The sequence below is a fragment of the Paracoccus sp. DMF-8 genome (genome assembly GCF_029309835.1).
Classification (GTDB): Bacteria; Pseudomonadota; Alphaproteobacteria; order Rhodobacterales; family Rhodobacteraceae; genus Paracoccus.
The window spans coordinates 61,408-85,616 of sequence record NZ_JARJHL010000005.1 but is presented as its reverse complement, the minus strand read 5'-3'; the positions used below and the strand labels follow the sequence as shown (position 1 = coordinate 85,616).

23 protein-coding genes and 4 pseudogenes are annotated in these 24,209 nt (G+C 64.7%); 18 read left to right on the top strand and 9 right to left on the bottom strand.

What is annotated here, in order from left to right:
- The first annotated feature begins 36 nt into the window (after positions 1 to 36).
- Genes PE067_RS21780 through PE067_RS03820 form a run of 3 tightly spaced genes read left to right on the top strand, consistent with a single transcriptional unit; the run spans position 37 to position 2,152 of the window.
- A complete protein-coding gene (locus PE067_RS21780) occupies positions 37 to 267 on the top strand; it encodes a hypothetical protein (RefSeq protein WP_346429658.1) in 231 nt (76 codons plus the stop codon).
- Positions 267 to 1,376: an acetate--CoA ligase family protein gene (locus tag PE067_RS21775; protein ID WP_346429657.1), complete on the top strand. Its 1,110-nt coding sequence runs from the start codon at positions 267 to 269 to the stop codon at positions 1,374 to 1,376. The genes PE067_RS21780 and PE067_RS21775 overlap by 1 nt, the downstream gene beginning before the upstream one ends.
- Positions 1,373 to 2,152 (top strand): carnitinyl-CoA dehydratase, encoded by a 780-nt coding sequence (locus tag PE067_RS03820; RefSeq protein WP_276187910.1) that lies wholly within the window; start codon positions 1,373 to 1,375, stop codon positions 2,150 to 2,152. The genes PE067_RS21775 and PE067_RS03820 overlap by 4 nt, the downstream gene beginning before the upstream one ends.
- A gap of 9 nt (positions 2,153 to 2,161) precedes the next feature.
- Here the strand turns inward: PE067_RS03820 and PE067_RS03815 are convergent, their stop codons facing one another.
- Positions 2,162 to 3,103, bottom strand: a complete 942-nt coding sequence (locus tag PE067_RS03815; RefSeq protein ID WP_276187909.1) for a GlxA family transcriptional regulator — start codon at positions 3,101 to 3,103, stop codon at positions 2,162 to 2,164.
- Positions 3,104 to 3,183: 80 nt separating this feature from the next.
- Between PE067_RS03815 and PE067_RS03810 the strand changes: the two genes are divergently transcribed.
- The 8 genes and pseudogenes from PE067_RS03810 to PE067_RS03775 all read left to right on the top strand — a co-directional run.
- Entirely contained in the window at positions 3,184 to 4,071 is an 888-nt protein-coding gene (locus PE067_RS03810; protein ID WP_276188292.1) for a 3-keto-5-aminohexanoate cleavage protein, read from the top strand.
- A gap of 32 nt (positions 4,072 to 4,103) precedes the next feature.
- A complete protein-coding gene (locus PE067_RS03805) occupies positions 4,104 to 5,669 on the top strand; it encodes an ABC transporter substrate-binding protein (RefSeq protein WP_276187908.1) in 1,566 nt (521 codons plus the stop codon).
- Entirely contained in the window at positions 5,666 to 7,120 is a 1,455-nt protein-coding gene (locus PE067_RS03800; protein ID WP_276187907.1) for a carnitine 3-dehydrogenase, read from the top strand. The genes PE067_RS03805 and PE067_RS03800 overlap by 4 nt, the downstream gene beginning before the upstream one ends.
- Complete coding sequence (locus tag PE067_RS03795) at positions 7,117 to 8,091, top strand: ABC transporter permease (RefSeq protein WP_276187906.1); 975 nt, start codon at positions 7,117 to 7,119, stop codon at positions 8,089 to 8,091. Before PE067_RS03800 ends, PE067_RS03795 begins: the two co-directional genes overlap by 4 nt.
- Positions 8,092 to 8,095: 4 nt before the next feature.
- Positions 8,096 to 8,926 carry an ABC transporter permease gene (locus PE067_RS03790; RefSeq protein ID WP_276187905.1) on the top strand — a complete coding sequence of 277 codons (831 nt, stop codon included), beginning with the start codon at positions 8,096 to 8,098 and terminating at the stop codon, positions 8,924 to 8,926.
- Between the two features lie 4 nt (positions 8,927 to 8,930).
- Positions 8,931 to 10,532, top strand: a complete 1,602-nt coding sequence (locus PE067_RS03785) for an ABC transporter ATP-binding protein (protein WP_276187904.1) — start codon at positions 8,931 to 8,933, stop codon at positions 10,530 to 10,532.
- The gene (locus PE067_RS03780; protein ID WP_276187903.1) at positions 10,529 to 11,434 is read left to right on the top strand and encodes an alpha/beta hydrolase; all 906 of its coding nucleotides are present in this window, start codon (positions 10,529 to 10,531) and stop codon (positions 11,432 to 11,434) included. Before PE067_RS03785 ends, PE067_RS03780 begins: the two co-directional genes overlap by 4 nt.
- Before the next feature lie 599 nt (positions 11,435 to 12,033).
- Positions 12,034 to 12,285 (top strand): annotated as a pseudogene (locus tag PE067_RS03775) (IS481 family transposase); the annotation flags it as partial.
- 49 nt (positions 12,286 to 12,334) lie between these two features.
- Here PE067_RS03775 and PE067_RS03770 read toward each other — a convergent pair.
- The 3 genes and pseudogenes from PE067_RS03770 to PE067_RS03760 form a co-directional block, all read right to left on the bottom strand.
- Positions 12,335 to 12,697, bottom strand: a pseudogene (locus PE067_RS03770) (hypothetical protein); the annotation flags it as partial.
- Positions 12,698 to 13,625: 928 nt separating this feature from the next.
- Entirely contained in the window at positions 13,626 to 14,444 is an 819-nt protein-coding gene (locus tag PE067_RS03765) for a tyrosine-type recombinase/integrase (RefSeq protein ID WP_276187902.1), read from the bottom strand.
- Positions 14,445 to 14,605: 161 nt separating this feature from the next.
- Entirely contained in the window at positions 14,606 to 14,914 is a 309-nt protein-coding gene (locus PE067_RS03760) for a DUF6538 domain-containing protein (RefSeq protein ID WP_276187901.1), read from the bottom strand.
- 345 nt (positions 14,915 to 15,259) lie between these two features.
- On the opposite strand from PE067_RS03760, the gene PE067_RS03755 reads away from it, so the two are divergent.
- Positions 15,260 to 15,844 carry a DUF2177 family protein gene (locus tag PE067_RS03755; protein WP_322789440.1) on the top strand — a complete coding sequence of 195 codons (585 nt, stop codon included), beginning with the start codon at positions 15,260 to 15,262 and terminating at the stop codon, positions 15,842 to 15,844.
- A gap of 4 nt (positions 15,845 to 15,848) precedes the next feature.
- Here the strand turns inward: PE067_RS03755 and PE067_RS03750 are convergent, their stop codons facing one another.
- Genes PE067_RS03750 through PE067_RS03735 form a run of 4 tightly spaced genes read right to left on the bottom strand, consistent with a single transcriptional unit; the run spans position 15,849 to position 17,823 of the window.
- Positions 15,849 to 16,124, bottom strand: a complete 276-nt coding sequence (locus PE067_RS03750; protein WP_276187900.1) for a hypothetical protein — start codon at positions 16,122 to 16,124, stop codon at positions 15,849 to 15,851.
- Complete coding sequence (locus PE067_RS03745; protein WP_276187899.1) at positions 16,121 to 16,582, bottom strand: SDR family NAD(P)-dependent oxidoreductase; 462 nt, start codon at positions 16,580 to 16,582, stop codon at positions 16,121 to 16,123. The genes PE067_RS03750 and PE067_RS03745 overlap by 4 nt, the downstream gene beginning before the upstream one ends.
- A 3-nt stretch (positions 16,583 to 16,585) precedes the next feature.
- A complete protein-coding gene (locus tag PE067_RS03740; protein WP_119898624.1) occupies positions 16,586 to 17,218 on the bottom strand; it encodes a ChrR family anti-sigma-E factor in 633 nt (210 codons plus the stop codon).
- The gene (locus PE067_RS03735; RefSeq protein ID WP_276187898.1) at positions 17,215 to 17,823 is read right to left on the bottom strand and encodes a sigma-70 family RNA polymerase sigma factor; all 609 of its coding nucleotides are present in this window, start codon (positions 17,821 to 17,823) and stop codon (positions 17,215 to 17,217) included. Before PE067_RS03735 ends, PE067_RS03740 begins: the two co-directional genes overlap by 4 nt.
- Before the next feature lie 169 nt (positions 17,824 to 17,992).
- Here PE067_RS03735 and PE067_RS03730 point away from each other — a divergent pair.
- The 6 genes and pseudogenes from PE067_RS03730 to PE067_RS03705 all read left to right on the top strand — a co-directional run bounded on the left by PE067_RS03730 (position 17,993) and on the right by PE067_RS03705 (position 23,360).
- Positions 17,993 to 19,277: pseudogene (locus PE067_RS03730) on the top strand (FAD-dependent oxidoreductase).
- Complete coding sequence (locus tag PE067_RS03725; protein ID WP_276187897.1) at positions 19,274 to 20,053, top strand: DUF1365 domain-containing protein; 780 nt, start codon at positions 19,274 to 19,276, stop codon at positions 20,051 to 20,053. The pseudogene PE067_RS03730 and the gene PE067_RS03725 overlap by 4 nt, the downstream one beginning before the upstream one ends.
- Positions 20,050 to 21,189 (top strand): cyclopropane-fatty-acyl-phospholipid synthase family protein, encoded by a 1,140-nt coding sequence (locus PE067_RS03720; protein WP_346429651.1) that lies wholly within the window; start codon positions 20,050 to 20,052, stop codon positions 21,187 to 21,189. The genes PE067_RS03725 and PE067_RS03720 overlap by 4 nt, the downstream gene beginning before the upstream one ends.
- Before the next feature lie 187 nt (positions 21,190 to 21,376).
- Positions 21,377 to 21,625, top strand: a pseudogene (locus PE067_RS03715) (deoxyribodipyrimidine photo-lyase); the annotation flags it as partial.
- A 180-nt stretch (positions 21,626 to 21,805) separates the two neighbouring features.
- Entirely contained in the window at positions 21,806 to 22,648 is an 843-nt protein-coding gene (locus PE067_RS03710) for an FAD-binding domain-containing protein (protein ID WP_276187896.1), read from the top strand.
- A 109-nt stretch (positions 22,649 to 22,757) separates the two neighbouring features.
- Positions 22,758 to 23,360: a hypothetical protein gene (locus tag PE067_RS03705; RefSeq protein ID WP_276187895.1), complete on the top strand. Its 603-nt coding sequence runs from the start codon at positions 22,758 to 22,760 to the stop codon at positions 23,358 to 23,360.
- A gap of 75 nt (positions 23,361 to 23,435) precedes the next feature.
- On the opposite strand, the gene PE067_RS03700 is transcribed toward PE067_RS03705, so the two are convergent.
- On the bottom strand, positions 23,436 to 23,921 hold the full coding sequence (locus PE067_RS03700) for a fasciclin domain-containing protein (protein ID WP_062563573.1): 486 nt from the start codon (positions 23,919 to 23,921) through the stop codon (positions 23,436 to 23,438).
- Between the last annotated feature and the right edge of the window lie 288 nt (positions 23,922 to 24,209).

Genomic DNA, 24,209 nt, shown 5'->3' with positions numbered 1-24,209 from the left:
CTTGCGGCGACGGCGCGGCGTCTTGGCAAGCGGATCGTGGCGCTGAAGGTCGGGGCCTCGGATCAGGCGCGGGCGGCGGCGATGTCGCATACCGCATCGCTTGCCGCGTCGGATGCGGCGGGGCGGGCGCTGCTGCGCCGCCTTGGGATCGCGCAGGTGGACAGCCTTTCGGTGCTGCTGGAGGTGCTGAAGCTGCTGCATGTCGCCGGACCGCTGGCGTCGAACCGATCGCCTCGCTGTCCTGTTCGGGCGGAGAGGCCGGCCTGATGGCGGATGCGGGGCGGGTGCATGGCGTCGATTTCCCGGCGCTGACCACGGCGCAATCCGATGCGCTGCGCATGGCGCTTGGGCCGCGTGTCGCGCTGTCGAACCCGTTGGATTACCACACCTATATCTGGGGCAACCGCGAGGCGATGACGAATTGCTTTCGCGCGATGGCCGATCCCGCGCTGGCCATGGCCTGCGTGGTGCTGGATTTTCCGCGCGCCGACCGCTGCGGCAGCAGGGAATGGAACGATGTGCTGGCCGCGCTTCAGGCCTCGCGCGGCGCCAGCACGGCCCCCGCGATGCCGCTTGGCCTGATCGCGACCCTGTCTGACAACATGCCCGAGGACATCGCGCGGCGTTGCATCGCCGAGGGCATCACCCCCTTTTGCGGCATTGCCGAGGCGATGGCGGCGATTGCGATTGCCGCCGCGCCCCTGCCCGCCACCGATCCCGAAGCCGTCTGGCCGCCTGGCCCCGATCCCGCCGCGCCCGCCCTGCTGACCGAGGCGGCGGCCAAGGCCGAACTGGCCGCGTTCGGCCTGCGCATCCCCGCCGCCATCCGCGCCGCGACCCCGGATCAGGCCGCCGAGGCCGCCTCCCGGATCGGCTTTCCGGTCGTGCTGAAGGGCGAAGGCTATGCCCATAAGACCGAGGCGGGGGCCGTCGCGCTGAACCTGACCGGCGCCGCGCTGGTCCGTGACGCCGCTGCAACCATGCCCGCCCCGTCGCGGCTGGTCGAGGAAATGGTGACGGGCGCCATCGCCGAAGTGCTGATCGGCGTCACTCGCGACCCGGCGCATGGCTGGCTGCTGACCATCGGGGCGGGAGGCGTGATGGCCGAATTGCTGCGCGACAATGTATCGTTGTTGCTGCCGGTCACGCGCGATCAGGTCGGGGGTGCCCTGCGCGACCTGCGCATCTGGGCGCTGCTGCGCGGCTGGCGCGGCGGCCCCGCCGCTTGCGTGGATGCGATCATCGACGCGGTGATGGCGGTGCAGGAACATGTCCGTGCCACCCCCGGTCTGGCCGAGATCGAAATCAACCCGCTCATCTGCCGCGCCCATGACGCCGTCGCGGTCGATGCGCTGATCCGAAAGGAAATGCCATGAACCCGATCCGAACCGAAACCCTCGGCCATGTGTTCGAGGTCACGCTGGACCGTCCCCCGGCCAATGCCATCGACCTTGCGACCAGCCGGATCATGGGCGAGCTTTTTACCCGCTTCCGCGACGACCCCGACCTGCGCGTCGCCATCCTGACCGGGGCGGGCCGGAAATTCTTCTGCCCCGGATGGGACCTGAAGGCGGCGGCGGCAGGGGATGCGGTCGATGGCGATTACGGCGTCGGCGGTTTCGGCGGCTTGCAGGAATTGCGCGGGCTGAACAAGCCGGTGATCGTCGCGGTCAACGGCATCTGCTGCGGCGGCGGGCTGGAACTGGCCCTGTCGGGCGATATCATCCTTGCCGCCGATCATGCGACATTCGCGCTGCCGGAAATCCGGTCCGGGACGGTCGCCGACGCGGCCGCGATCAGGCTGCCCAAGCGCATCCCCTATCATGTCGCGATGGAAATGCTGCTGACCGGCCGCTGGATCGACGCGGCAGAGGCCGCGCGTTGGGGGCTGGTCAACCGCATCATCCCCGCCGCAAGCCTGATGGATCAGGCGCGGGCGCTGGCGGATGAGCTGGCCGCTGGCCCGCCCCTCGTCTTTGCCGCCATCAAGGAAATCGTCCGCGAAGCCGAGGACATGAAGTTTCAGGACGCGCTGAACCGCATCGCCAGAAGCCAGTTCGAAACCGTGGAACGGCTGTATCGCTCGGACGACCAGCAGGAAGGCGCCCGCGCCTTTGCCGAAAAGCGCGATCCGGTCTGGCGGGGCCGCTGACGTCAGCCATCAGCCGCGCCGCGTGCCCCGGATGGTTTCTCCGAAATGCGCCCGGTAGGCGCGGGCAAGGGTCGATGCCGATGAAAACCCCGTCCGCGCCGCGATCTCGTCCAGCGGTTTGCCGGTGTCGATGGCCAAGGCGCGGGCATGGGACAGGCGGATCTGGCGGTAATAGCCGCCCGCCGCCATGCCCAGATGACGGCGAAACAGCCGGTCCATCGTGCGCGTGGACAGCGCCGCCCGCGTTGCGATCACCGCCAGCGGCAGCGGCTGTTCCGCGCTTTCGCGCATCGCCAGAACCGCGCGCTGCAAAGGGGTGGGCAGGGCGCGGTCGGTCAGCCTGGCCTGCCCGACCAGCGAGGGTTCCATATGGGTGCGCCCGAACATGTTGCCGACATCATAGCGCAGCGCGTCATCGGCGCGTTGCCCGATCAGATCCAGCGACCATGACAGCACCCCCTGCGCGCCCCCGGCCGTGACGGTGTTGCCATCGGCGATCCAGGGGGCGGCCACGACCTCGACCTCGGGGAAGGCTTCGGCAAGGGCCTCGTGTTCCATCCAGTGGATCGTGGCGCGGCGACCGGCCAGCAGACCGGCCTCGGCCAGCATCCAGGCGCCGGTGTCGATGCCCGCGACCAGGGGCAGGCCGCGTCCCTTTTGCAGCACCTCCTGCAAGGTCGCGCGGCGCAGATGGTCGCGCACGCCATAGCCGGTCACGACGACCAGCGCATCGGTCGCGCCGACGCGGGGCAGGGCGATATCCACCCCCACCGACAGCCGCGACGAACTGGTCACGCCATTCCCGTCGGGCGAGGCGATCTGCCATGAAAACAACCGCTTTCCACTCAGGTCACGGGCGGCGCGCAGCGGTTCGATCGCGCTGGCCAGCACCATATTGGAAAAGCCGTCCAGCAGCAGGAATGTCAGGTGAAACGCGGAAAATGGCTGCATGGGAAAAGATTATGGCGGAATGTGCACATCACGCCAGGCAAATCCTCGTAACCTGAAAGCAACCACTCCCCGAGGATATGATGAATCACGACGTCTTTATCACCTGCGCCGTCACCGGATCAGGGCAAAGCCACACGAAATCGAACCTTGTGCCGATCACGCCCAAACAGATCGCCGATGCCTGTATCGAGGCCGCGAAGGCAGGAGCCGCCATCGCCCATGTCCATGTCCGCAACCCCGAAACCGGCGCGCCGTCCCGCGATCCGGCGCTGTATCGCGAGGTTGTGGACCGGGTGCGTTCGGCCGATGTCGATGTCGTGCTGAACCTGACGGCGGGCATGGGCGGCGATATCGTGCTGGGTTCGGCCGAGTCGCCCCTGCCGCTGTCGCCGCAAAGCGATATCGTCGGCGCGACCGAGCGGCTGGTCCATGTCGAGGAACTGCTGCCCGAAATCTGCACGCTGGATTGCGGCACGATGAATTTCGCCGAGGCCGATTATGTGATGACCAACACGCCCGGCACCCTGCGTGCCATGGCCGCCCGCATACAGGCCGCCGGCGTGCGCCCGGAAATCGAGGTCTTCGACACTGGCCATCTGTGGCTGGCGAAGACGCTGGTCGACGAAGGGCTGATCGACGATCCGGTCATGGTGCAGCTTTGCATGGGCATCCCCTATGGCGCGCCGAACGACCCGAACAGCCTGATGGCGATGGTGAACAACATCCCGCAAGGCTGGGTCTATTCGATGTTTTCCATCGGGCGGATGCAGATGCCCTATGTCGCGCAGGCCGCACTGGCGGGCGGTAATGTGCGGGTGGGGCTTGAGGACAATATCTGGCTGGATCGGGGCGTTCTGGCCCGCAACGGCGATCTGGTCGAACGCGCCGCGACCATCCTGAACGGCATGGGCTGCCGCATCCTTGGCCCGGTCGAGGTGCGCGAGAAACTGAAGCTGACCCGCCGCTGAACGGCAGGGCGCCACAACAGGGAGAACAGAAGATGACGATCCGCAAAGACATCTCGCGGCGCGGGCTGCTGGCCGGGGCGGCGGGGCTGACGGCCTCGACCATCCTTGCCGGCGGGCTGATCCTGCCCGGCGCGGCGCGCGCAGGCCGCGCCGCAAAGGGCGGGCAGTTCCGCATCGGCCATTCCGGGGGCGCGACCTCGGACACCATCGACCCGGCGACCTTCGCCGCCGGGCCGGTGGTGACGGCGATGCTGGCGGTGTGCAACAATCTGGTCGAAATCGACGCCAAGGGGCAGGCAGTGCCCGAACTGGCCGAAAGCTACGAACCCGACGCCGAGGCCCGCATCTGGACGTTCCGCATCCGTGACGCCAGTTTCGGCGACGGGCGCAAGGTCACGGCGAATGATGTCATCGCATCCTTCAACCACCACCGGGGCGATGACACCGTGTCGGGCGCCAAGGGCGCGCTGGCGCAGGTCAGGGACATCCGCGCCGATGGCGACAATGTCGTGGTGTTCGAACTGGAAAGCGGGAATGCCGATTTCGCCTATCTGACCTCGGATTACCATTTCATCATCATGCCGGCGAATGATGACGGTACGCTGGACTGGCAGTCCGGGCTGGGGACGGGCGGCTATGCGCTGGTCGATCACGAACCCGGCGTGCGGATCACGCTGAAACGCCGTGATGATTACTGGAAAGCGGACCGCGCATGGTTCGACGATGTCACGCTGATGACCATCAACGACCCGACCGCGCGCCAGAACGCCCTGATGACCGGAGAGGTCGATGCGATCAACGGCCCCGACCTGTCGACGATCCACCTGCTGCAACGCCGCCCCGGCATCACGCTGGTCGAAACCACCGGCACCGCGCATTACACCATGCCGATGTTCTGCGACGCAGCGCCTTTTGATGACGTGAATGTCCGGCTGGCGCTGAAACATGCGATCAACCGCCAGGAAATGGTCGAAAAGATTCTGCGCGGCTATGGCAAGGTCGCCAATGACAGCCCGATTGCCCCGGCAAACCGCTACTATGCCGCCGACCTGCCGCAAAACAGCTATGATCCCGACAAGGCGAAACATTACCTGAAACAGGCGGGGCTGAGCGATCTGACGGTGGAGCTGTCGACCTCGAATTCCGCATTCACCGGCGCGGTCGATGCGGCGCAACTGTTCCAGCAATCGGCCAGGGCGGCGGGCATCAACATCACTGTCAAACGCGAACCCGAAGACGGCTACTGGTCGAATGTCTGGCTGAAAAAGCCGTTCTGCGTCGGCTATTGGAACGGCCGCCCGACCGAGGATGACATGTTCAGCCTGGTCTATGCCAGGGGCGCGGAATGGAACGAAAGCCATTGGGACAATGAGCGTTTCAACGAATTGCTGCTGAAGGCGCGGGCCGAGCTGGACGACAATCTTCGCCGCGAGATGTATACCGAAATGCAGGGGCTTGTCAGTCAGGACGGCGGCACGATCATTCCGGTTTTCGTCAATTACGTCGATGCGCATAACGACAAGGTCGCGCATGGCGAGGTCGCGGGCGACCGCTTCTTTGATGGCTGGAAACTGGTCGAAAGGTGGTATGCGGCATGAAGATCGCGGCAATCGGCGGTGGTGTGATCGGCGGGGGCTGGATCGCGCGGTTCATCCTGAACGGCCATGACGTGGCCATCTACGACCCCCATCCAGAGGCGCGGCGGATCGTGGGCGAGGTCATGGCCAATGCGGCCCGTGCACGGGACAAGCTGTTTCAGGCGCCCTTGCCCGAACCCGGCCGCCTGATCTGGGCGGGCTCGATCGCCGAGGCGGTGGCGGGCGCGGATTACATCCAGGAAAGCGTGCCCGAACGGCTGGACCTGAAACACCGCATCCTTGCCGAGATCGAGGCTGCGGCCCCGGCGAGGGCGATCATCGGCTCGTCCACCTCGGGGTTCAAGCCGTCGGAACTGCGTCAGGGTGCGGCCCATCCCGACCGTATCCTTGTCGCGCATCCCTTCAACCCGGTCTATCTGTTGCCGGTGGTCGAGGTTGTGGGCGGCGGCGAGGCGGCGGACCGCGCATCCGCGCTGCTGGCGCAGGTCGGCATGAAGCCCGTCACCATCGCCCGCGAAATCGACGCCCATATCGGCGACCGCCTGCTGGAAGCCGTCTGGCGCGAGGCGCTGTGGCTGGTCCGGGACGGCATCGCCACGACGCAGGAAATCGACGATATCATCCGTTACGGCTTTGGCCTGCGTTGGGCGCAGATGGGGCTGTTCGAAACCTATCGCATCGCCGGCGGCGAAGCGGGGATGAAGCATTTCCTGGCCCAGTTCGGCCCGGCCCTGAAATGGCCATGGACCAGGCTGATGGATGTGCCCGACCTTGACGACGCCCTGATCGACCGCATCGCCAGCCAGTCGGATGCGCAATCCGGCGCCCATTCCATCCGCGAACTGGAACGCATCCGCGACGACAATCTGGTTGGCATCTTCCACGCGCTGAAAGCCAATGACTGGGGCGCGGGCCGGACTCTGCGAGAGGCTGAAAACCGGCTCTACAAACGTCAGCTTGCCGCGCCGTCGACCTATCCGCTGATGCTGCATCAGGCGCGGGTCGGCGGTTCATGGGTCGATTACAACGGCCATATGACCGAATTTCGCTATCTTCAGGTCTTCGGCGACGCGACCGACGCCTTTCTGGTCCATATGGGTCTGGACGAAACATGGATCGCGCGCGGCTTTTCCGCCTATACCGTCGAAACCCATATCCGCCATCTGGCCGAGATCAAGGCGGGCGAAAAGCTGCGCGTCGAAACCCGTCTGCTGGGCCATGATGCCAAGCGTTTCCGCCTGCATCACCGCATTCTGCGCGAAAATGACGAAGAGGCGGCGACCGGGGAACATATGCTGGTTTTCGTCAACACCGCCGAAGCGCGTTCCGCGCCGATGCCCGATCAGCTTGTGCATCGGCTGGACGATATCGCCCGGCTGGAAACCGGCCCCATTCCCGAACATGCGGGCGCCGGTATCCGCACCCTGCGCGCAAGGGAACCCGCCGCATGAGCAAAAGCGCCCCCAGCCACCCCCTGACCCGAATGATCCTGACGCGGTTCGCCATCGGCCTTTTCACGCTTCTGGTCATTTCGATCCTTGTCTTTCTGGCGGTCAGCCTGCTGCCGGGCGACATCGCCCAGCAGATCCTTGGCCAGTCCGCGACACAGGAAACCGTCGCGGCGCTGCGCCGCGACCTGGGTCTGGATCAGCCCCTGATCACGCGATATTTCGACTGGATCGGCGGTATCCTGAGCGGCGATTTCGGCAATTCGCTGGCCAATGGCAGGCCGGTTGCGGAGCTGCTGGCGGCGAGGCTGGGCAATACGATGTTTCTGGCGGCCTATGCCGCAGTCATCGCGATCCCCTTTGCCGTGGTGCTGGGGTTGCTGGCGGCGCTGTGGCGGGGGACATGGTTCGACCGCATCGCCAATGTCGTCACGCTGTCGGCGATTTCCTTTCCGGAATTCTTCATCGCCTATATCCTGATGTTCTGGCTGTCGGTGCAGATGGGCTGGTTTCCGTCCATCGCCGATCCGGGCGTCGATCCCGGCCTTGGCCAGATGCTGGCGCGCGCCTTTCTGCCCGCGCTGACGCTGGTTCTGGTCGTCACCGCCCATATGATGCGGATGACGCGGGCGGCGGTCGTCAATGTGCTGGGCGCGCCCTACATCGCCATGGCCCGGCTGAAAGGCGTGCCGCGCTGGCGCATCGTCACCCGCCACGCGCTGCCGAATGCGCTGGCCCCGGTCATCAATGTCATCGCGCTGAACGTCGCATGGCTGATCACCGGCGTCGTCATCGTCGAGGTGGTTTTCGTCTATCCCGGACTAGGCCAGTTGATGGTCGACAGCGTCAGCAACCGCGACATGCCGGTGGTGCAGGCCTGCGCCCTGATCTTTGCCGCCGTCTATATCCTGCTGAACATCATCGCGGATGTGCTGGCGATCGCCACCAACCCGCGCCTGCTGCATCCGAGGTAGGGCCATGGCGAGCACCCTGACCCGCACCCTGCGCCAGATGCCCGTCACCGCCATGCTGGGCATCGCGATCATTGTGGCCTATGCCATCGTCGCGATCCTTGCCCCGCTGCTCGCCCCTTACGGAGAGGCCGAAATCGTCGGCGCCCAGTTCGAGCCGCAGGGCGGCGACCATCTGCTGGGCACCGACAACCTTGGCCGCGACATGCTGTCCCGCCTGATCTGGGGCGCGCGCAACACCGTCGGCGTGGCGCTGGTCACGACCGCGCTGGCCTTTGCCATCGGGGCGGTCACCGGGCTTCTGGCCGCGACGCTTGGCGGCTGGCCGGACATGATCCTGTCGCGCATCGTCGATATCCTGATGGCGGTGCCCGCGCTGATCTTTACGCTGCTGGCGCTGTCGGCACTTGGGCCGGGCGTGTGGAATCTGGTCATGGTGATCGCGGTGCTGGACGCCACCCGCGTCTATCGCCTGACCCGCGCCACCGCGATGAATGTCATCGTCATGGATTATGTCGAGGCCGCCCGGCTGCGCGGCGAGGGGACATGGTGGATCATCCGCCGCGAGGTCCTGCCCAATATCGCCGCCCCCCTGATCGCGGAATTCGGGCTGCGGTTCTGTTTCGTTTTTCTGACCATCTCGGCGCTCAGCTTTCTGGGGCTGGGACTGCCGCCGCCCATGGCGGATTGGGGGGGCATGGTGCGCGACAATGCGGCGTTGATCACCTTTGGCGACACGACGCCCCTGCTGCCGGCGGCCTGTATCGCGGTGCTGACCGTCGCCGTCAATTTCGTGGTGGACTGGATGCTTCACCGCGCCTCTGGCCTGAAGGACTGACGCCATGCTGCTGGACATTCAGAACCTGAAAATAGAGGCGCGCGGCGATGACGGATGGACCCCGATCCTGCACGGCGTCAATCTGCAGGTCGGCAGGGGCGAGGTCGTCGGGCTGATCGGCGAATCCGGGGCGGGGAAATCGACGCTCGGGCTGGCGGCGATGGGCTATGCCGCGCCGGGGTTGCGCTTTGCCGGGGGCAGGGTGGTCTTTGACGGCACTGACCTGCTGACGCTGCCCGACCGCCGCCGTGCCGCCCTTCGCGGCCGCCGCATCGCCTATGTCGCGCAATCGGCGGCGGCCAGTTTCAACCCCGCGTGGCGGCTGATCGAACAGTTCTGCGAAGGGCCGAAGATCCACCGCACCGCCAGCCGCGCCGACAGCGAAACCTTTGCCCGAGAGCTTTACGCCCGCATGCACCTGCCCGGCCCCGACCGGTTCGGGCTGCGCTTTCCGCATCAGGTTTCGGGCGGTCAGTTGCAGCGGGCGATGGTGGCGATGGCGATGGCCTGCCGTCCCGACCTGATCGTCTTTGACGAACCGACGACCGCGCTGGACGTGACGACCCAGATCGGCGTTCTGGCCGCGATCCGGCAGGCGGTCGAAAGCTTTGGCACGGCGGCGATCTACATCACCCATGACCTTGCCGTCGTCGCCCAGATGGCCGACCGCATCAAGGTCATGCGTCACGGCCGCGAGGTCGAAGAGGCCCCGACCCGCCAGATGATGCAATCCCCGCGCGAGGATTATACCCGCTCGCTTTGGGCGGTGCGCGAATTCCGCCGCCCCGAACGCGCGCTGCCGGTGGCCGGCCATCCCGCGATCCGCATTGCGGATGTGACGGCGGGTTACGGTTCCGCTCTGGTTCTGCGCGATGTCGAATTTTCGCTGCCGAAAGGGGCGACGGTGGCGGTCGTGGGTGAATCCGGGTCGGGCAAATCGACGACCGCGCGGGTCATCACCGGCTTGCTGCCCCCGGTCAAGGGCCGGGTCGAGCTGAACGGCCAGACCCTGCCCGCAGGCCTTGCCGGGCGCACGCGCGAACAGTTGCGGCAGGTGCAGATGATCTATCAGATGGCCGATACCGCGCTGAACCCGCGTCAGACCACCCGCCAGATCCTGTCGCGGCCGCTGTCGTTCTACACCGGCCTGACCGGGCGGGCGCGGGACGAACGGCTGGAACAGTTGATGGACCAGATCGAGCTGGAGCCGAAGCGTTTCCTTGACCGCCTGCCGGGCGAACTCTCGGGCGGCCAGAAGCAGCGCATCGGCATCGCCCGCGCGCTGGCCGCCGGTCCCGAGGTGATTATCTGCGATGAGGTGACCAGCGCGCTGGATCAGCTTGTCGCTGAAGGAATCCTGAGGCTGCTCAGCCGGTTGCAGGACGAACAGGGGCTGACTTACATGTTCATTACCCATGACATCGCCACCGTCCGCGCCATCGCCGACGAGGTCGTGGTCATGCGGCAGGGTCAGGTGATGGATCGCGGCGCCCGGGCCGAGGTGCTGGACCCGCCGCGCCATCCCTATACCGCCGAACTGCTGGCCTCGGTTCCGCAGCCCGATCCCGACTGGCTGACCCGCCGCATCGCCGAGGGCGCGGCATGATCCGCGATCCGCAGGTGCTGGACTTCATCGCCGCGACCGAAGCCGCCTATCCGGCAGATGCGAATGGCGCCAGCACCGCCGAAAACCGCCGTTCCTACAACGCGATGTGCGATCTGTTCCGGGCTCCGCGCCCGCCGGGGCTGGCGGTGGCGGATCGCGTGATCGCGGGGGTGGGCTGCCGCGTCTATGGCGCCGAAACGCCGGTTTTCGTGCTGTATCTGCATGGCGGCGGTTTCGTCGTCGGCGGTCTGGACAGCCATGATGACATCTGCGCCGAAATCGCCGATGCGACCGGGTTACAGGTCGTGGCGGTGGATTATCGGCTGGCCCCCGAACATCGCTGGCCCGCCCAGCTTGACGATGCCCGTGCCGTCTGGCGCGCGCTTGCCTCTGTCCGTCGGGCTGTGGTTGTCGGGGACAGCGCGGGCGGGATGCTGGCGGCGGCGCTTTGCCTTGCCGAAACCGATGCGGCCCCGCTCGGGCAGGTTCTGATCTATCCCGGACTTGGTGGCGACGGCAGCGCGGCCTCTTATCGCGAAAATGCCGAGGCGCCCTTGCTGCGGACGCGGGACCTGCATGGCTACCGCGCCGCGCTGCACGGCGAAGGGCCGGAAGGGCCGGTTTCCGACCCGCTGGCGGCCCCCCTGTCCGCGCGCCTGCACGCGGATCTGTCCCCGGCCTTCATTGTCACCGCCGATGTCGATCCGCTGCGCGATGACGGGCGGGACTATGCGGCGCGGCTGACCCGGGCCGGAGCGGAGGCGACCCTGCGCAACGAACCCGACCTGCCGCATGGCTTTTTGCGCGCGCGTCACCGTTCGGACCGGGTGCGGCGCAGCTTTCAGGCCATTCTGGTTCAGATCGCCGTGTTGGCGTCGGCTGCCTGTCGCCGCAGCGGTTGATCCGCGCATTTCCGGGGGCCAAAGGCGCCGCCAAGCCCACCGGCATGACGGTCGCCCTGACGCCGGTTGTCCGGGGGCGATGATCGCGCGCCGCCGGGCAAGTGCCCCGGCGGTGTTGAGGTCGATGGTCAGGCCGATTGCCATCGTTGAAAACGCCTGAAGAAAGACCTATCCTGTTCAATGTCGGTTGGGTGAAGCGGTGCCTGCTCTTCAAGCCTTGCCGGTGCGGCGGCCTGAACACCCAGACCGCTATTTCCGTTTTCAGACCAGATTTTCGACAGGCTGCTTGTCGATCTGTCCGAAGCGGGGCTCAGACCGGGGTCACGCTTGGCGCCCTTCCAACTGGATTGTCCATTGCGAAACAGTTGATCCGATATGGCGATGGGCCCGCGTCATCGCCTGCCAGCAGCAGGCTTGTCCGAGACTGCGGCCAAATGTTCCCATGGACGCGCAGACACGGTCTTGAACTCGCAGCCTCTCGGGCAGGGATTTGGCGCGCAAATCCGCCATTGGTCCGAGGGCTGGCCCGAATGATCGCAAGCTTCGCTCGCGCAGCTGAGCCTGGGGGCCAAGCGATAAGGGATTGATCCAGTGGATCAATCGCCGCGCAGGACGGCGTCAACCCCAAGACCGTTGCGAAGTGGCGCAAGCGCGCGACGGTCGAGGATATGAAGACTGGGCCGTTGGCGCCACGATCCACCGTGCTGACCGAGGCGGAAGAAGCAATGGTCGTGGCATTCCGGCGCCATACGCTGCTGCCATTGGACGATTGCCTTTATGCCCTGCAGCCGTCGATCCCGCACCTGACACGATCTGCGCTGCACCGCTGTCTGCAGCGGCATGGCATCTCTCCGAGAACGCGGATTCGTGCGCCACCCGCGCCGCGTCAACCGAGTCGAACCCCAGCATGACCTTGGCCTCATCATAGGCCCCGGTTTCTGCATCCACCTGGTCGATGACAAAAGCATGGGGCGCGTCCGGATTGTCGCCCATGTAGAAATCCACATGGTCGCCGTCCGCGCCTTCCGTGCCCCGGAAATAGCCATAATGCGCGGGCATGGTGACCGACCATTCTTGCCCATTGGGATCGGTCCCGCGCCGCTCGCTGCCCTTTGCATTCTCGATGGACAGATCAAGTCCGTTCCAGCGCGTGTGACCTTTCCGATAATTCCCCGCCTCTTTCTGCGCCTCGGTCGGCTCGGGGTTGGCCTCGGCCGCCGCAACATCGATCGTGTTCGGCGCGCGCTCAACCGGCCCGCGCATAAGCGCGCGATCTTCGGGCATGGTTCCGTGCGTGCGCGTTTCGCCCGTCGCAACCCATTCTTCGCCACGGCGTTCGACGGCCTCGATCGTAACCGTGCTGGTCGCGGGATCGAACGCCAGCACGCGCTGATGTTCGCCGCCATACCCCTGGATGATGTTGCCGGGGGCCAGATAATCGGCGGTCGCGCGAGGCCGCGTCGAGCGGTTCATTTTCTTGCCGCGCCACGGCCAGTTTGCCGGTCCTTGTTGCGCACCTGATGGCGACAAGATGGTTTGACGATCACCTTGGGCCGTTTCACGAGCATCAACGGCTTGCGGCAGGTCTTGGGGAGGTGCCGTCAGCACCGGTCGCGGGGCCTCGATCGTGCCTGCATTGCTGATAGTCCCATTGCGGTAGAGGCGACCATAGGCTTCTTGCAGTGCGCGCTTTCCGCCATCGGACATGCCGTCCCAGACCATCGCCTTGCGGTATTCTCTGGCAGTAGCTGGGCCAGCCTCTTTGACGATAGCCGCTTTCGTGGCGTCGTTGGCGGCGGTCCACCAGGGGCCACCAGCGGGACAGGGGGAGCCCTAAGTTCAAAGCCCGCAGCGCGCGCCGCTTCATGCCGGCGTCGTTCGTCATCTTCGGGGGTGATAATTTCCCCGTCCAGGGCGGCAGCCGGCGCGGGTGATTCCTTCTGCGCGGCCTCGATCTGGCCGACGGCATCGCGACCCATGTCGAATTGCTCGGGCGTCAGGTCGATCGTCTGTCCCTTGATGCGGACGCGGGCGTTGCCTTCCGGGGTTTCCCCATGAACACGCCGTCCATGATTTCGCCCGTTTCCGGCTGGCCCAACCGAACGGCGCCGCCCGGCTTCTGGTCGGGGAAGGTCGGGGGAACCTCGGGGGCGGGCGCGGGCATTGCTGAAGGCAAGGAAGGCAGCCTAACCTACAGCGCCAGCGGCAGCGACAGATCGCGAACGAAGGCCATATCGCCGCCGAGGCCGTATTTCTCGCGCTTCAGCCCGTGCCCCATCAGATCGCGCCGCACGCGCTCGTCGATCCCGCCGACCAGCAACCGGTCCTCGAAGGCATGGCGCAGGCCATACATGGAGTGATCCGGCGTTTCGAGCAGCTTGTTTTCGGACAAGAACTTGTTGACTGTCGCCGACAGCGTCGCGCTGTTCGTCGCGTAGCGCGGAAACCCGCCCTTCATGGCCTTGATTGCGTCAAGGCTGATTCCGGTCAGGGGAATGTAGCGTTCGGAATGAGCGTTCTTCAGCGCGCGGTTCGCATTGGGCTGGATCAGGATATGCGGCACCTTGGCGTCGAGCTTGATGTCCTCGGGCATGAGGCCCGCGATTTCGCTCGGCCGCGCGCCGGTGTTGATCAGGGCAAGAAGGATATAGCGCGCATCGTCGTTCAGGCCATCGAGCGCGCCGGCCGCCAGCAGCTTGTCGCGGATCCACGCATCGGAAAAGGGCAGGCGCGTTCGCTTTTTTGTCCCGGCTTCTGATAGCGGCACCCCAGCCATGGAATAGAGCAGCTTGATCGACTTGGCGCGGGCGACCACTTTCCACATCGCGTTCAGATAGGTGAAATCCTTGTTCGCGCTGGCGGCCATGACCTTGCCATCCGCGACCCGATCTGCCCACCAGCTGCGGAAGGTGAAGCAGTCGTCGGTGGTGATCGCGCCCAGATCCTGATCGCCATTCACCTTGACCCAGTTCGCAATCGCCTTTGCGCGCGGCGCGCGGTGGCGCCGCATCTGGTCATCCTTCTTGCCGACCGTGCGGTCTTTTGCGAGCCTGTAGAACTCATCCAGCGACTTCGAAACAGATACGGACGGCGCAGGGACCAACCCCATTGCAGCATCCGCCTCTTGAAGATTCAGTCGACCACGCGAGTCGACGGCAGCTTCAGATCGCTTCAACAGCTCCGATAGCTGTAGGGCAGCGACGCGATCGACGGGGACCAGGCATAGCCTCGTCTCTGGGCGAGGTTATGCGCGGCCGCCATGCGGGCCTCGGCGTCGTCGTGACGCCCTTCCAGCTTGGATTCCCATGCCTCGATCATCTCGCGCCAGATGGTCTGCGCCTTGTCCTCGGCCAGTTTCAGACTGTCGGTGAACAGGCATATCTGGATGTAACCACGCGTGTCGACATGCTGGTAGCGCCTCGGGACGCGCCGACGGATGTAGTAATGTTCGCCGCGGAGGATGGGTTTGATCTTTTTCATGCCGAGAATGTCGCCTTTTGGGCTACATTTTGCAATGGACTTGGTGTAGCCAAATGCGCCACATTTTGAGCGTCAATATGTGAACCAATATCACGCATGAAATCCCGATCTCGACAGGAGGTCGACGCATTGCCCGGCGATTGCAGGATTTTTGAGGGTGACGATACGGGAAATGTGGCGGAGGGAAAGGGCCTGAAAGACAACCTTCTCCAATTGTAACGCATTGATTGTATTATATTTTGTTGAACACGATCTCAGATCGTGCTTGGAAAGCATTGGTTTGGCGCATTGTTATGCCGTCAGGTGTCAGCGGAGGTTGACGTCCACACCGTCCCTGGGGCCCGAATGCGCTCGGCGCTGTCGTCTATAATGAGGGACGATCAGTCTGCCGTTCTGCACGCAAAAATTGATCTGCTGCGAGGTTATGTGCGTAAAGCAAAGAAAATGGCCCGAATAGCAGAAGGTTCGCCCTATCTGCGGCGGCTGGACGACAACTGGCAGCTCAAGAATTTCGAGGGACTCCCCATGCTTCAAGTCGCGCTTCTCTATACTGCAACCGCCGCGGTGTTTCTCGCTCTGGATGCGATAGGGATCCGGTTTCTCATCCGGCCGGTGTTCGAGCGCAATGTCGGCCATCTTCTTGCCGATCCGCTGCGGCTTGGTCCGGCAGCGCTGTTCTATCTGGGATATATCGCCGGGCTTGTGTGGCTGGTTTCCTGGCCCGCGCTGAAGGGCAACGATCCCCTGCAGGCGTTGATCGGAGGCATGGTCATCGGGCTGATGTGTTATGGTACCTATGAGATGACTAATTACGCCACGCTCGCCGACTGGTCGTGGGAGCAGGTCATCATCGATGGATTGTGGGGCATGCTGCTGACCGGATTTTCAGCCTGGATTGGCGTTCTGGCACTTTCGGGGCGATTTAACTGAACGATCAGCCCAAGCGTCGCAACAGGCGCAGCGAGAGCGCATAAGGCAAGGCCCGCACCAGCTTCATCACCCAGGTGAAGCGGCGCGGGAAATGGATCTCGAATCCCCGCCGCTGCATCCCGCGCAGCACCGCCTCTGCCGCCTGCTCGGGAGTGATGATTGCGGGCATGGCAAAGTCGTTTCTTGCTGTCAATCTGGTCTGGACGAAGCCAGGACAGACCAGCCGCACGTCCACGCGCGGTGCCAGTTCGACCGCAAGCGTTTCGGCCAGGTTGTTCACCGCAGCCTTGGTCGCTGAATAAGGCTGCCCCCGGCAGACCGATATAGCCCGCAACCGAGCCGAACAGCACCAACTGTCCACCGTCGCGCAGCAGCAGGGGGCATTGGCGGGCGACCTCGATCATGCCCGAGGATGTTGACCCGCACCATCGCCTCGGCTTGGGCGGGGTCGATGTCGGCGACGCGACCGGGATCATAAAGCGCGGCGGTGCAGATGATCGCATCGAGCGGCGCCTCAAGCGCAAGCCGCTTCACCACCGCTGCCAGCGTTTCGGGTTGTCCCAGATCCAGCGGCAGGGCCTGCGCACCGCCGCATTCCGTGGCCAGCACCTCCAGCGCGTCACCATCGCGGGCGGAAAGGATCAGCTGCGCACCTTGCCCGGCCAGCGCCCGGGCAAGTGCAGCGCCGATCCCGGCGCTGGCACCAATGATCCAGATGCGGCGGCCTGCATGGCCCATCCTTCAAATCCGGAAGATCGGCTGCAACAGCCGCGGGATCAACGCGCGAAAGCGCAGGGGCGCATCTGTTGCCGCCAGGCAGATGCAAGGCTCGCCTGGGCCGGCCACGGGTTGGTGGTCGATCTCGTCATGCGCCACTTCTACGTCGCCGCGATGAAATGCGCCCGCACTGTCGGAAAAGCTGCCCTGCAGCACCAGCGTCAATTCCTGCCCGCTATGCCCGTGTTCGGGCACGGCCTTGCCCGGCGGGATATACAACAACCGCAGTGAGCCTTCACGATCGGTGGTCAGGATCTGCTGGCGGATGCCACCGCCCAACATGCGCCAGTGCGGCGGCCTTCCGCCCAATTCGTGCATCACAGCCGAGGGAAACGGGCCAGAGGCGCGCGGGGGCGGTTTCGGCGCCGGTGCGTCCAGTGCCGCCATCATACGGTCGCGTGCATCGGCGCGCAGGTTTGCACCCTCTGCACCCAGCAAAAACGCGCCGCCGATCATGTCTGCCGCCTCGTGGCGGGCGCGGCATTGGTCGCAAAGTGACAGATGCGCAGCCACGACCACGCCGAAGGCATGTGGCAAGGTTCCAGCGCGATACGCGTCAAGCATGTCGTCGGGGATGTGGTGGCGGATGGCGGTCATGGTGCTATCTTCTTCAGCTCGTGCCGGAGGCGTTCAAGGCCAAGGCGGATGCGGGACTTGATGGTGCCAAGCGGCAAGCCCGTCATTTCACTGATACGGCTATGGGGAACGTCATCGAAATAGGCGGCGCGCAGCGCCTCGACCTGTTCGGGAGCGAGTCGCGCAAGTGCCTCGGCCAGGTGGCGCGCCTCCTGCTGCAGAGCGATGATCTGGTCTGCGTCGGGTTCCAAGCTCTCAAGCTCGGGCATCTCGTCGGGTTGTGCCAGCGGGCGGCGGCGCGCCATGTCGATGCGCCGGTTCCGGGCAATGCCATAGATCCAACCGGCCGCGTCGGCGCGATGCGGGTCAAACTGCCCTGCCTTGTGCCAGACCGCAAGCATCACATCCTGCACCACATCCTCGGCAGTGCCGTCGCGCAGCCCGCCGCGCAGCATCATCGCCTTGATCCTTGGGGCAAAATGGTCAAAGAGCCGTCCGAACGCCGCGCGGTCACGGCTGTCGCGGACAGCGATCAAATCTCGACTCAACTCGGAAAGATCACTCATCGGCTGCTGACTCACCACTGTGGCACCCACGGCACCGCTATCGACCAGTGGCGGTGCCATCGGACTGAGCGTTCTATAAGTGCAAGGCTCGACAGGTGCAAATGCAGTGTTCATGCCATGCAATACGGGTGACAAGGCGTAGCAGATCATTCTTACGGCAATTTTTCGGTTTGATTGATCCAAGGCCAGGTTCCACGCGTAACCTTGTCAAAGAGTTAGTGGAGTCCAGATGCCTTTTGACATCACCAACGGCGCGCCGCAGCGAATTGCCATCGTCGGCGGGGGCATATCGGGCTTGGCTTGCGCATGGGTTCTGTCGCGCCACCATCATGTTACGTTATACGAAGAAGCGATCCGGCTTGGCGGCCATGCGCGCACGGTTCTTGCCGGCAAGCGGGGCGATCAGCCGGTCGATACCGGGTTCATCGTGTTCAACCATGTCAATTACCCGCATCTGACGGCGATGTTTCGCGACCTTGACGTGCCAATCGTCAAAAGCGACATGAGCTTTGGCGTCTCGCTGGACGCTGGCGGGGTGGAATATGCGCTGCGGTCCGGCAATGCGCTGTTCGGCCAGCGCCGCAACATCGTGGACCCGCGCTTTCACCTGATGATCCGCGACATCCTGCGCTTCAATGCCGGGGCCGAGGCCGAAGTGGCGGCAGCGCCCGAGATGACCATCGCCGCCCTGATCGCGCGGATGCGTCTGGGTGCACGATTTCGCGACCATTACCTTTATCCGTTCTGCGGGGCGATCTGGTCCACGCCCGATCACGACATCGGGGCCTTCCCGGCCCGTGCGATGGTGCGGTTCATGCGCAACCACGGGCTATTGTCGCGCGGCCAGCATCACCCGTGGTGGACGGTGGACGGCGGCTCGATCTCCTATGTCGAGCGCCTGTTGGCGGCGCTGGTGCAGGCCGGAGTCGATCTGCGCCCCGGCACTTGCGTTGAGGGCGGTCACGCGCAGCGGCGATACCGTAACCCTGCGCGCCAAAGGGGCAGAGGCCGAAAGTTTCGATCATGTCATCCTTGCAACCCATGCCGATCAGGCGCTCGCGATCCTGAGTGATGCTGACGGGACCGAACAGGCCGCCCTTTCGGCAATCCGGTTCCAGCCCAACCACGCTGTCCTTCACGCAGATCCATCCGTGATGCCGCGCCGCCGCAGATGTTGGAGTTCATGGGTCAGCCGGGGCGATACCGGGCGAGCGGGTGTGGCCGTCACCTATTGGATGAACAGGCTGCAGAATATCCCGGACGACGATCCGCTGTTTGTCACGCTGAACGCGGGTGACGGGATCGACCCGCGTTTGATCTACGATCAGGTAACCTTCCGTCATCCGGTCTTTGATCTTACGGCGTTGGACGCACAGGCGCGGATTGCCGCGATGCAGGGCAATCGCAACACCTGGTTTGCTGGAGCATGGCTGCGCAACGGCTTTCACGAAGACGGCTTTGCCAGCGCCATGCGCATCGCGCGGCGGTTGCTGCCTGTGGCGGTGCTGCCATGACCCTCGCCGCGCGGCTTGAGGAGGGTGAGGTGCTGGCGATGCCCGCGCTGGTGACCCATGCCCGGCGCGGTGCCCTGCGCCACACATTCCGTACCCATGCCGATCATCTGCTGCTGGCGCCTGAACATTTTCACCCGCCCCGGCTGATGGGGCATAACAGGTTTGGCCTGATCGCCTTTTACGACTCCGACCACGGCGGCCCGCGTGGCGCGGGCACCGGCGCCCACTGGGCCTGGGCGCAGTTCGGCGCGGCCGGGATCGCCCGCCGTCCGGGGCTGGTGCTGGTGCTGGTGACGCAGCCACGTTTCTTGGGCTACTGGTTCAACCCAGTCAGCTTCTGGATGCTGATCCAGGGCGACGCGCTGATCGCCGCGATTGCCGAGGTCAACAACACCTTCGGCCAACGCCACAGTTATCTGCTGGCCCGCCCCGACCTTGCGCCGATTACCGCTGAAACGGAACTGACCGCGCGCAAGGTGTTTCACGTCTCGCCCTTTCAGGACGTGGCGGGGGAGTATCATTTCCGCTTTGCCCTGCACCCCGACCGCATCGCCATCCGCATCGCACAACAGGACGGCGCGGGCGGCATCGACACCGCCATGACAGGGCGCCTGGTGCCGCTGACCACCCTCGGGGTTCTTGCAACAAGTTTTCGCCGGCCGGGCGGTGCGCTGCGGGTGATTGCCCAGATCTATTGGCACGCGCTGCGGCTGAAACTCAAAGGCGCTGCCTATCGCCGCGTTCCCACCCCACCCGATCAGGAAATCAGTCGATGAACCTTGCGACACGCTTTCTCAAGTCCCGCTTTCTTTCCGCCCTTGAAGGGATCGGCGATGGCATCCTGACCCTTACCACGCCCGAGGGCACGCGCCACCGCTTTGGCAGCGCCGGCCCCGAGGCGGACTTGCAGATCCGCGACTGGCGGCTGCTTCCGCGTCTGGCGCTGCGCGGCGATGTGGGCTTGGGCGAAGGCTGGATCGCCGGCGAGTGGCACAGCGAGACGCTGGAAGGGACGCTGTCGCTGGCCCTGCGCAATCTTGGTCTTCGGGCCGGTTGGGGAGAGCCGGGGCGGCTTCAGGCCATGCGAATGCGGCTGGTCGACCGGCTGATGCGGCCAAACAGCCTGCGCGGATCGCGGCGCAATATCCGCGCACATTACGATGTCGGGAACGAGTTCTACCAGTTGTGGCTTGATCCCGGCATGACCTATTCCTCTGCACTGTTTGGTGAAGGCGATGATCTGTCGCGCGCTCAGGCCCGCAAGAACGCGCGCATCCTGGCGCAACTGACACCGGGCGAAAGCCTGCTGGAAATCGGCTGCGGCTGGGGCGGGTTCGCCGAAGCTGCTGCGGATCACGGCCATGACGTGACCGCGATCACGCTGTCGCCCTCGCAAAAGGGCTATGCCGATGCCCGGCTGGATGGCCGCGCCGAGGTGCGGCTTCAGGATTACCGTCAGGTGACGGGCAGCTTTGACAACATCGTGTCGATCGAGATGATCGAGGCGGTGGGAGAACGCTATTGGCCGACCTATTTCGCCACCCTCAAGGCGCGGCTGGCACCGGGTGGGCGGGTGGTCTTGCAGGCGATCACCGTGCCGGATGCCGAGTTTTCGGTCTATCGCCGCCGCTCGGATTTCATCCGTCAGCATGTCTTTCCCGGCGGCATGCTGCCCTGTTCTGCGATCATCGTCCATGAGGCCGCAAAGGCCGGGCTGCGCGTCCAAGACAGCCACGCTTTCGGCCCGGATTATGCCCGCACCTGCCGGATCTGGTGCGAGAGGATGATGCAACAGCGCCCGCGCATCGAGCGGCGCTTGGCTATGGTGACGCGTTCCTGCGCGGCTGGCAGTTCTATCTGGAGGGCTGCGCCGCTGCCTTTGCCACAGGGCGCTGCGATGTGGTGCAGGTGACGCTTGACCACGCGGATGCGGCTTGAATGACGGCGCCCGGCATCCTCTGGCTGACCCGTGATTTTCGTCTGCATGACAACCCCGCGCTTCCAGGCCGCCATTGCCGATGGTCCACTGCTGCCGGCTTTCATCATCGACCGGCTGACCATGACGCAGGGCGCGGCCAGCCGCTGGCGGCTGATGCGCGCTGCAATCGCTGGATGCGACCCTTCGGCAACGCACCGGCGGCAAGGGCATCACGATCCTGCGCGGCGAGGCGGATGAGATCCTGCCACCGTTGATGAAGCGGCTGGGAGTGCGCAGGCTGCACCAGTCCGACTGGCCCACATCCGAAATGCGGACGCTGCAAGGCCGCATGCGGGCGGCCCTGCGGCCTGCGGGTGCCGAGCTGGTCCTGCATCCGGGCCATCTTCTGGTGCACCCCCGGGCGATCCGAACAGGCAATGGGGGCGCCTATCGGGTCTATTCCCCCTTTGCGCGGGCAGTGCGGCAGCTCGGCCCCGATCGGCCCGCCGCTGACGCGCCGCGGCGGATCACAGCTTGCACCGAGCCGCTTCAGGGGCTTGATCCACTGAAATTGGATCTCGCTCCGGACCTGCACCGTGGCCGCGCCGCCTTGGAGCAGTTTGCTCCGCCTGCGGGCGAAGGCGCCGCGCTTGCCCGGCTGGACGACTTTCTCGACCGAGCCTCTGCCTATCCCGGCGGGCGTGATCGCCCCGATCTCGACGCGACTTCCGGCCTCTCCGACCATCTTGCGGTGGGAGAAATCAGTCCACGCGTGGTCTGGGCCAGAGCCATGCTGAGGGCCGAGGTGTCGCCCGAACACGCAGCCGGCATCGGCAAGTTCCTGTCCGAAGTGATCTGGCGCGACTTTTCACGGCATCTGCTGATCGAGTTCCCGCAGATGCCGGTTGCCTGCTGCCGTCCCGAATGGGAGGGCTTTCCCTGGCGCAAAGACGCCCCCGAGCTGATCGGCTGGCAGCGGGCGGAAACCGGGGTGGCGCTGGTCGATGCCGGATTGCGCCAGATGTGGTTGACGGGCCGGATGCACAACCGCGTGCGCATGGTGGTTGCAAGCTGGCTGACCAAGCATCTGCTGATCGACTGGCGCGTGGGGCTGGCGCATTTCGCCGATTGCCTGACCGATTGGGACCCGGCCGCCAATGCGATGAACTGGCAATGGGTGGCGGGCTGCGGCCCCGATGCGGCGCCCTATTTCCGCATCTTCAACCCCGAGAGGCAGGCGGAACAATACGACCCTCAGGGCGATTATCGCCGGCGCTGGCTTGCTGGATTTGACGGTGCCTCTTACCCAGAGGCTGAGGTCTGGCTGCAAAGCATTCCACCGGCGTGGAACCGCGGACCTTGGCTCCCCGGTCCCCCATCCATGCTGGCCAAGGGGCGCAATGCCGCGCTGGCGGCCTTGGCACAGTTTCGCGCCACCATATCGGAGACCTGAAATGAATGACCGCAACGCAAGGATCATCATACTGCTGTTGGCTGTGGGTTTCGCCGTTTCGCCCGTCCTGTCGAATGGCTTTGGCGGCTTTTACACGGAAAGCTTTCCCGTGCAGGTGGACCGCTGGCCCGCCCAACCCGTTGGATGGGCCTTTTCAATCTGGGGGCTGATCTATTTGGGGCTGATTCTTGCCTCGGTATGGGCTCTTTGGCGCCCTGAAACCATGCCGGGCTGGGGGCGCGCTGCCTGGCCCCTTGGCATCAGCCTGTTCATCGGCGTGTTCTGGATCGAGGCTGCCCTCCGTTCCCCATCGATCGCCACGGCGATGATCCTGGTGATGGCGGCGGCTGCGATCATGGCGATGCTGCGGGTCGGGCCCGGCTGGCGCGAATGGGCACCCATCGGGCTATACACCGGCTGGCTGACGGCTGCATCAGGGGTCGCCCTGTCGGTGGTGGCGACGGGATATGGCATATTGCCGCCGCGAACAGCCGCCATTGCGCTGATCATTTGCGTCCTGATTGCGGCTGTTGCGGTCGCCTTCGTCCGTCCGCACGTCTGGTCCTATCGCGCCGGTGTCATCTGGGCATTGTTCGGCGTCATTGTGGCCAATGCGGGCGCCGGCGACTGGCTGATCGCCATGATCTGCGGCGCGGGAATCATCATGCTCGCAATGTTCGACCGGTTCATCCCCAAATCCAGCCGCGGCTGATCGCTATAAAACGCTACCCCGGCTGATACAGCCGGAGTCTATCTGGTTTACATATGATCAACTGTGCCATTCGCCTCAGTTGGCAGGAGGCATGATCACCGCGTCGATGACATGAATCACTCCGTTCGAGGCCGCGATATCGGCCGTGGTGATGTTGGCGTCATTGACTTTCGCGCCGCCATCAAGCGTGAAGGTCACCTCGCCGCCCTGAACCGTGGCTGCCGACATCCCCTCGGTCAGATCCGAAGACATGACCGCACCCGGAACCACGTGATAGGTCAGGATCGAGACCAGTTGATCCTTGTTTTCCGGCTTCAGCAGCGTGTCCACGGTCCCTTCGGGAAGGGCCGCAAAGGCCGCGTCCGTCGGCGCTAAGACAGTGAAGGGACCTTCACCTTTCAGCGTGTCCACCAGCCCGGCCGCCTGAACCGCAGCAACCAGCGTCGTGAAATCGCCCGCGGCAACTGCCGTATCAACAATGTCCGAGGTCGCATCTTGCGCCATGGCGGCACCTGCCAGCATGGTCGTTGCCGCAGCCCCCATCAGAAACTTGCGTAGCATTCCGTTTCTCCATTGTGTCAAGTAGTGTTTCGCAGAGGACAATATCCGTACCCTCCATCGTCATTACGCAGGTCGCCCCCGGACGGATCAAACTTGCGGACAGGAAAAATTCGATTTGCGTGCGCGGATGTCCAAATCGACCAGATCATGCCGGAAGCAGCAGGTGTGTCAGACATTCCCTGGCACTAGAGCGGGATGAGGAAAAGTGTGAAGCGGTTTTCCGCCCGCATCCTGCTCTATCTCTTTGGAATCGATCGCGCTTATGAATTCAGGTCGATTCGACCTGAA

Excerpts from the sequence above, each read along its gene's own strand:
- PE067_RS03805 (WP_276187908.1), top strand. The coding sequence starts at position 4,104 with ATGACGATCCGCAAAGACATCTCGCGGCGCGGGCTGCTGGCCGGGGCG.
- PE067_RS03765 (WP_276187902.1), bottom strand. The coding sequence starts at position 14,444 with ATGCGGCGCCACCGCGCGCCGCGCGCAAAGGCGATTGCGAACTGGGTC.
- PE067_RS03720 (WP_346429651.1), top strand. The coding sequence starts at position 20,050 with ATGAACCTTGCGACACGCTTTCTCAAGTCCCGCTTTCTTTCCGCCCTT.
- PE067_RS03700 (WP_062563573.1), bottom strand. The coding sequence starts at position 23,921 with ATGCTACGCAAGTTTCTGATGGGGGCTGCGGCAACGACCATGCTGGCA.
- PE067_RS03745 (WP_276187899.1), bottom strand. The coding sequence starts at position 16,582 with ATGGGCCATGCAGGCCGCCGCATCTGGATCATTGGTGCCAGCGCCGGG.
- PE067_RS03810 (WP_276188292.1), top strand. The coding sequence starts at position 3,184 with ATGAATCACGACGTCTTTATCACCTGCGCCGTCACCGGATCAGGGCAA.
- PE067_RS03780 (WP_276187903.1), top strand. The coding sequence starts at position 10,529 with ATGATCCGCGATCCGCAGGTGCTGGACTTCATCGCCGCGACCGAAGCC.
- PE067_RS03735 (WP_276187898.1), bottom strand. The coding sequence starts at position 17,823 with ATGGCACCGCCACTGGTCGATAGCGGTGCCGTGGGTGCCACAGTGGTG.
- PE067_RS03815 (WP_276187909.1), bottom strand. The coding sequence starts at position 3,103 with ATGCAGCCATTTTCCGCGTTTCACCTGACATTCCTGCTGCTGGACGGC.
- PE067_RS03790 (WP_276187905.1), top strand. The coding sequence starts at position 8,096 with ATGGCGAGCACCCTGACCCGCACCCTGCGCCAGATGCCCGTCACCGCC.
- PE067_RS03795 (WP_276187906.1), top strand. The coding sequence starts at position 7,117 with ATGAGCAAAAGCGCCCCCAGCCACCCCCTGACCCGAATGATCCTGACG.
- PE067_RS03740 (WP_119898624.1), bottom strand. The coding sequence starts at position 17,218 with ATGACCGCCATCCGCCACCACATCCCCGACGACATGCTTGACGCGTAT.
- PE067_RS03725 (WP_276187897.1), top strand. The coding sequence starts at position 19,274 with ATGACCCTCGCCGCGCGGCTTGAGGAGGGTGAGGTGCTGGCGATGCCC.
- PE067_RS03760 (WP_276187901.1), bottom strand. The coding sequence starts at position 14,914 with ATGAAAAAGATCAAACCCATCCTCCGCGGCGAACATTACTACATCCGT.
- PE067_RS03820 (WP_276187910.1), top strand. The coding sequence starts at position 1,373 with ATGAACCCGATCCGAACCGAAACCCTCGGCCATGTGTTCGAGGTCACG.
- PE067_RS03755 (WP_322789440.1), top strand. The coding sequence starts at position 15,260 with ATGCGCTCGGCGCTGTCGTCTATAATGAGGGACGATCAGTCTGCCGTT.
- PE067_RS21775 (WP_346429657.1), top strand. The coding sequence starts at position 267 with ATGGCGGATGCGGGGCGGGTGCATGGCGTCGATTTCCCGGCGCTGACC.
- PE067_RS03785 (WP_276187904.1), top strand. The coding sequence starts at position 8,931 with ATGCTGCTGGACATTCAGAACCTGAAAATAGAGGCGCGCGGCGATGAC.
- PE067_RS03800 (WP_276187907.1), top strand. The coding sequence starts at position 5,666 with ATGAAGATCGCGGCAATCGGCGGTGGTGTGATCGGCGGGGGCTGGATC.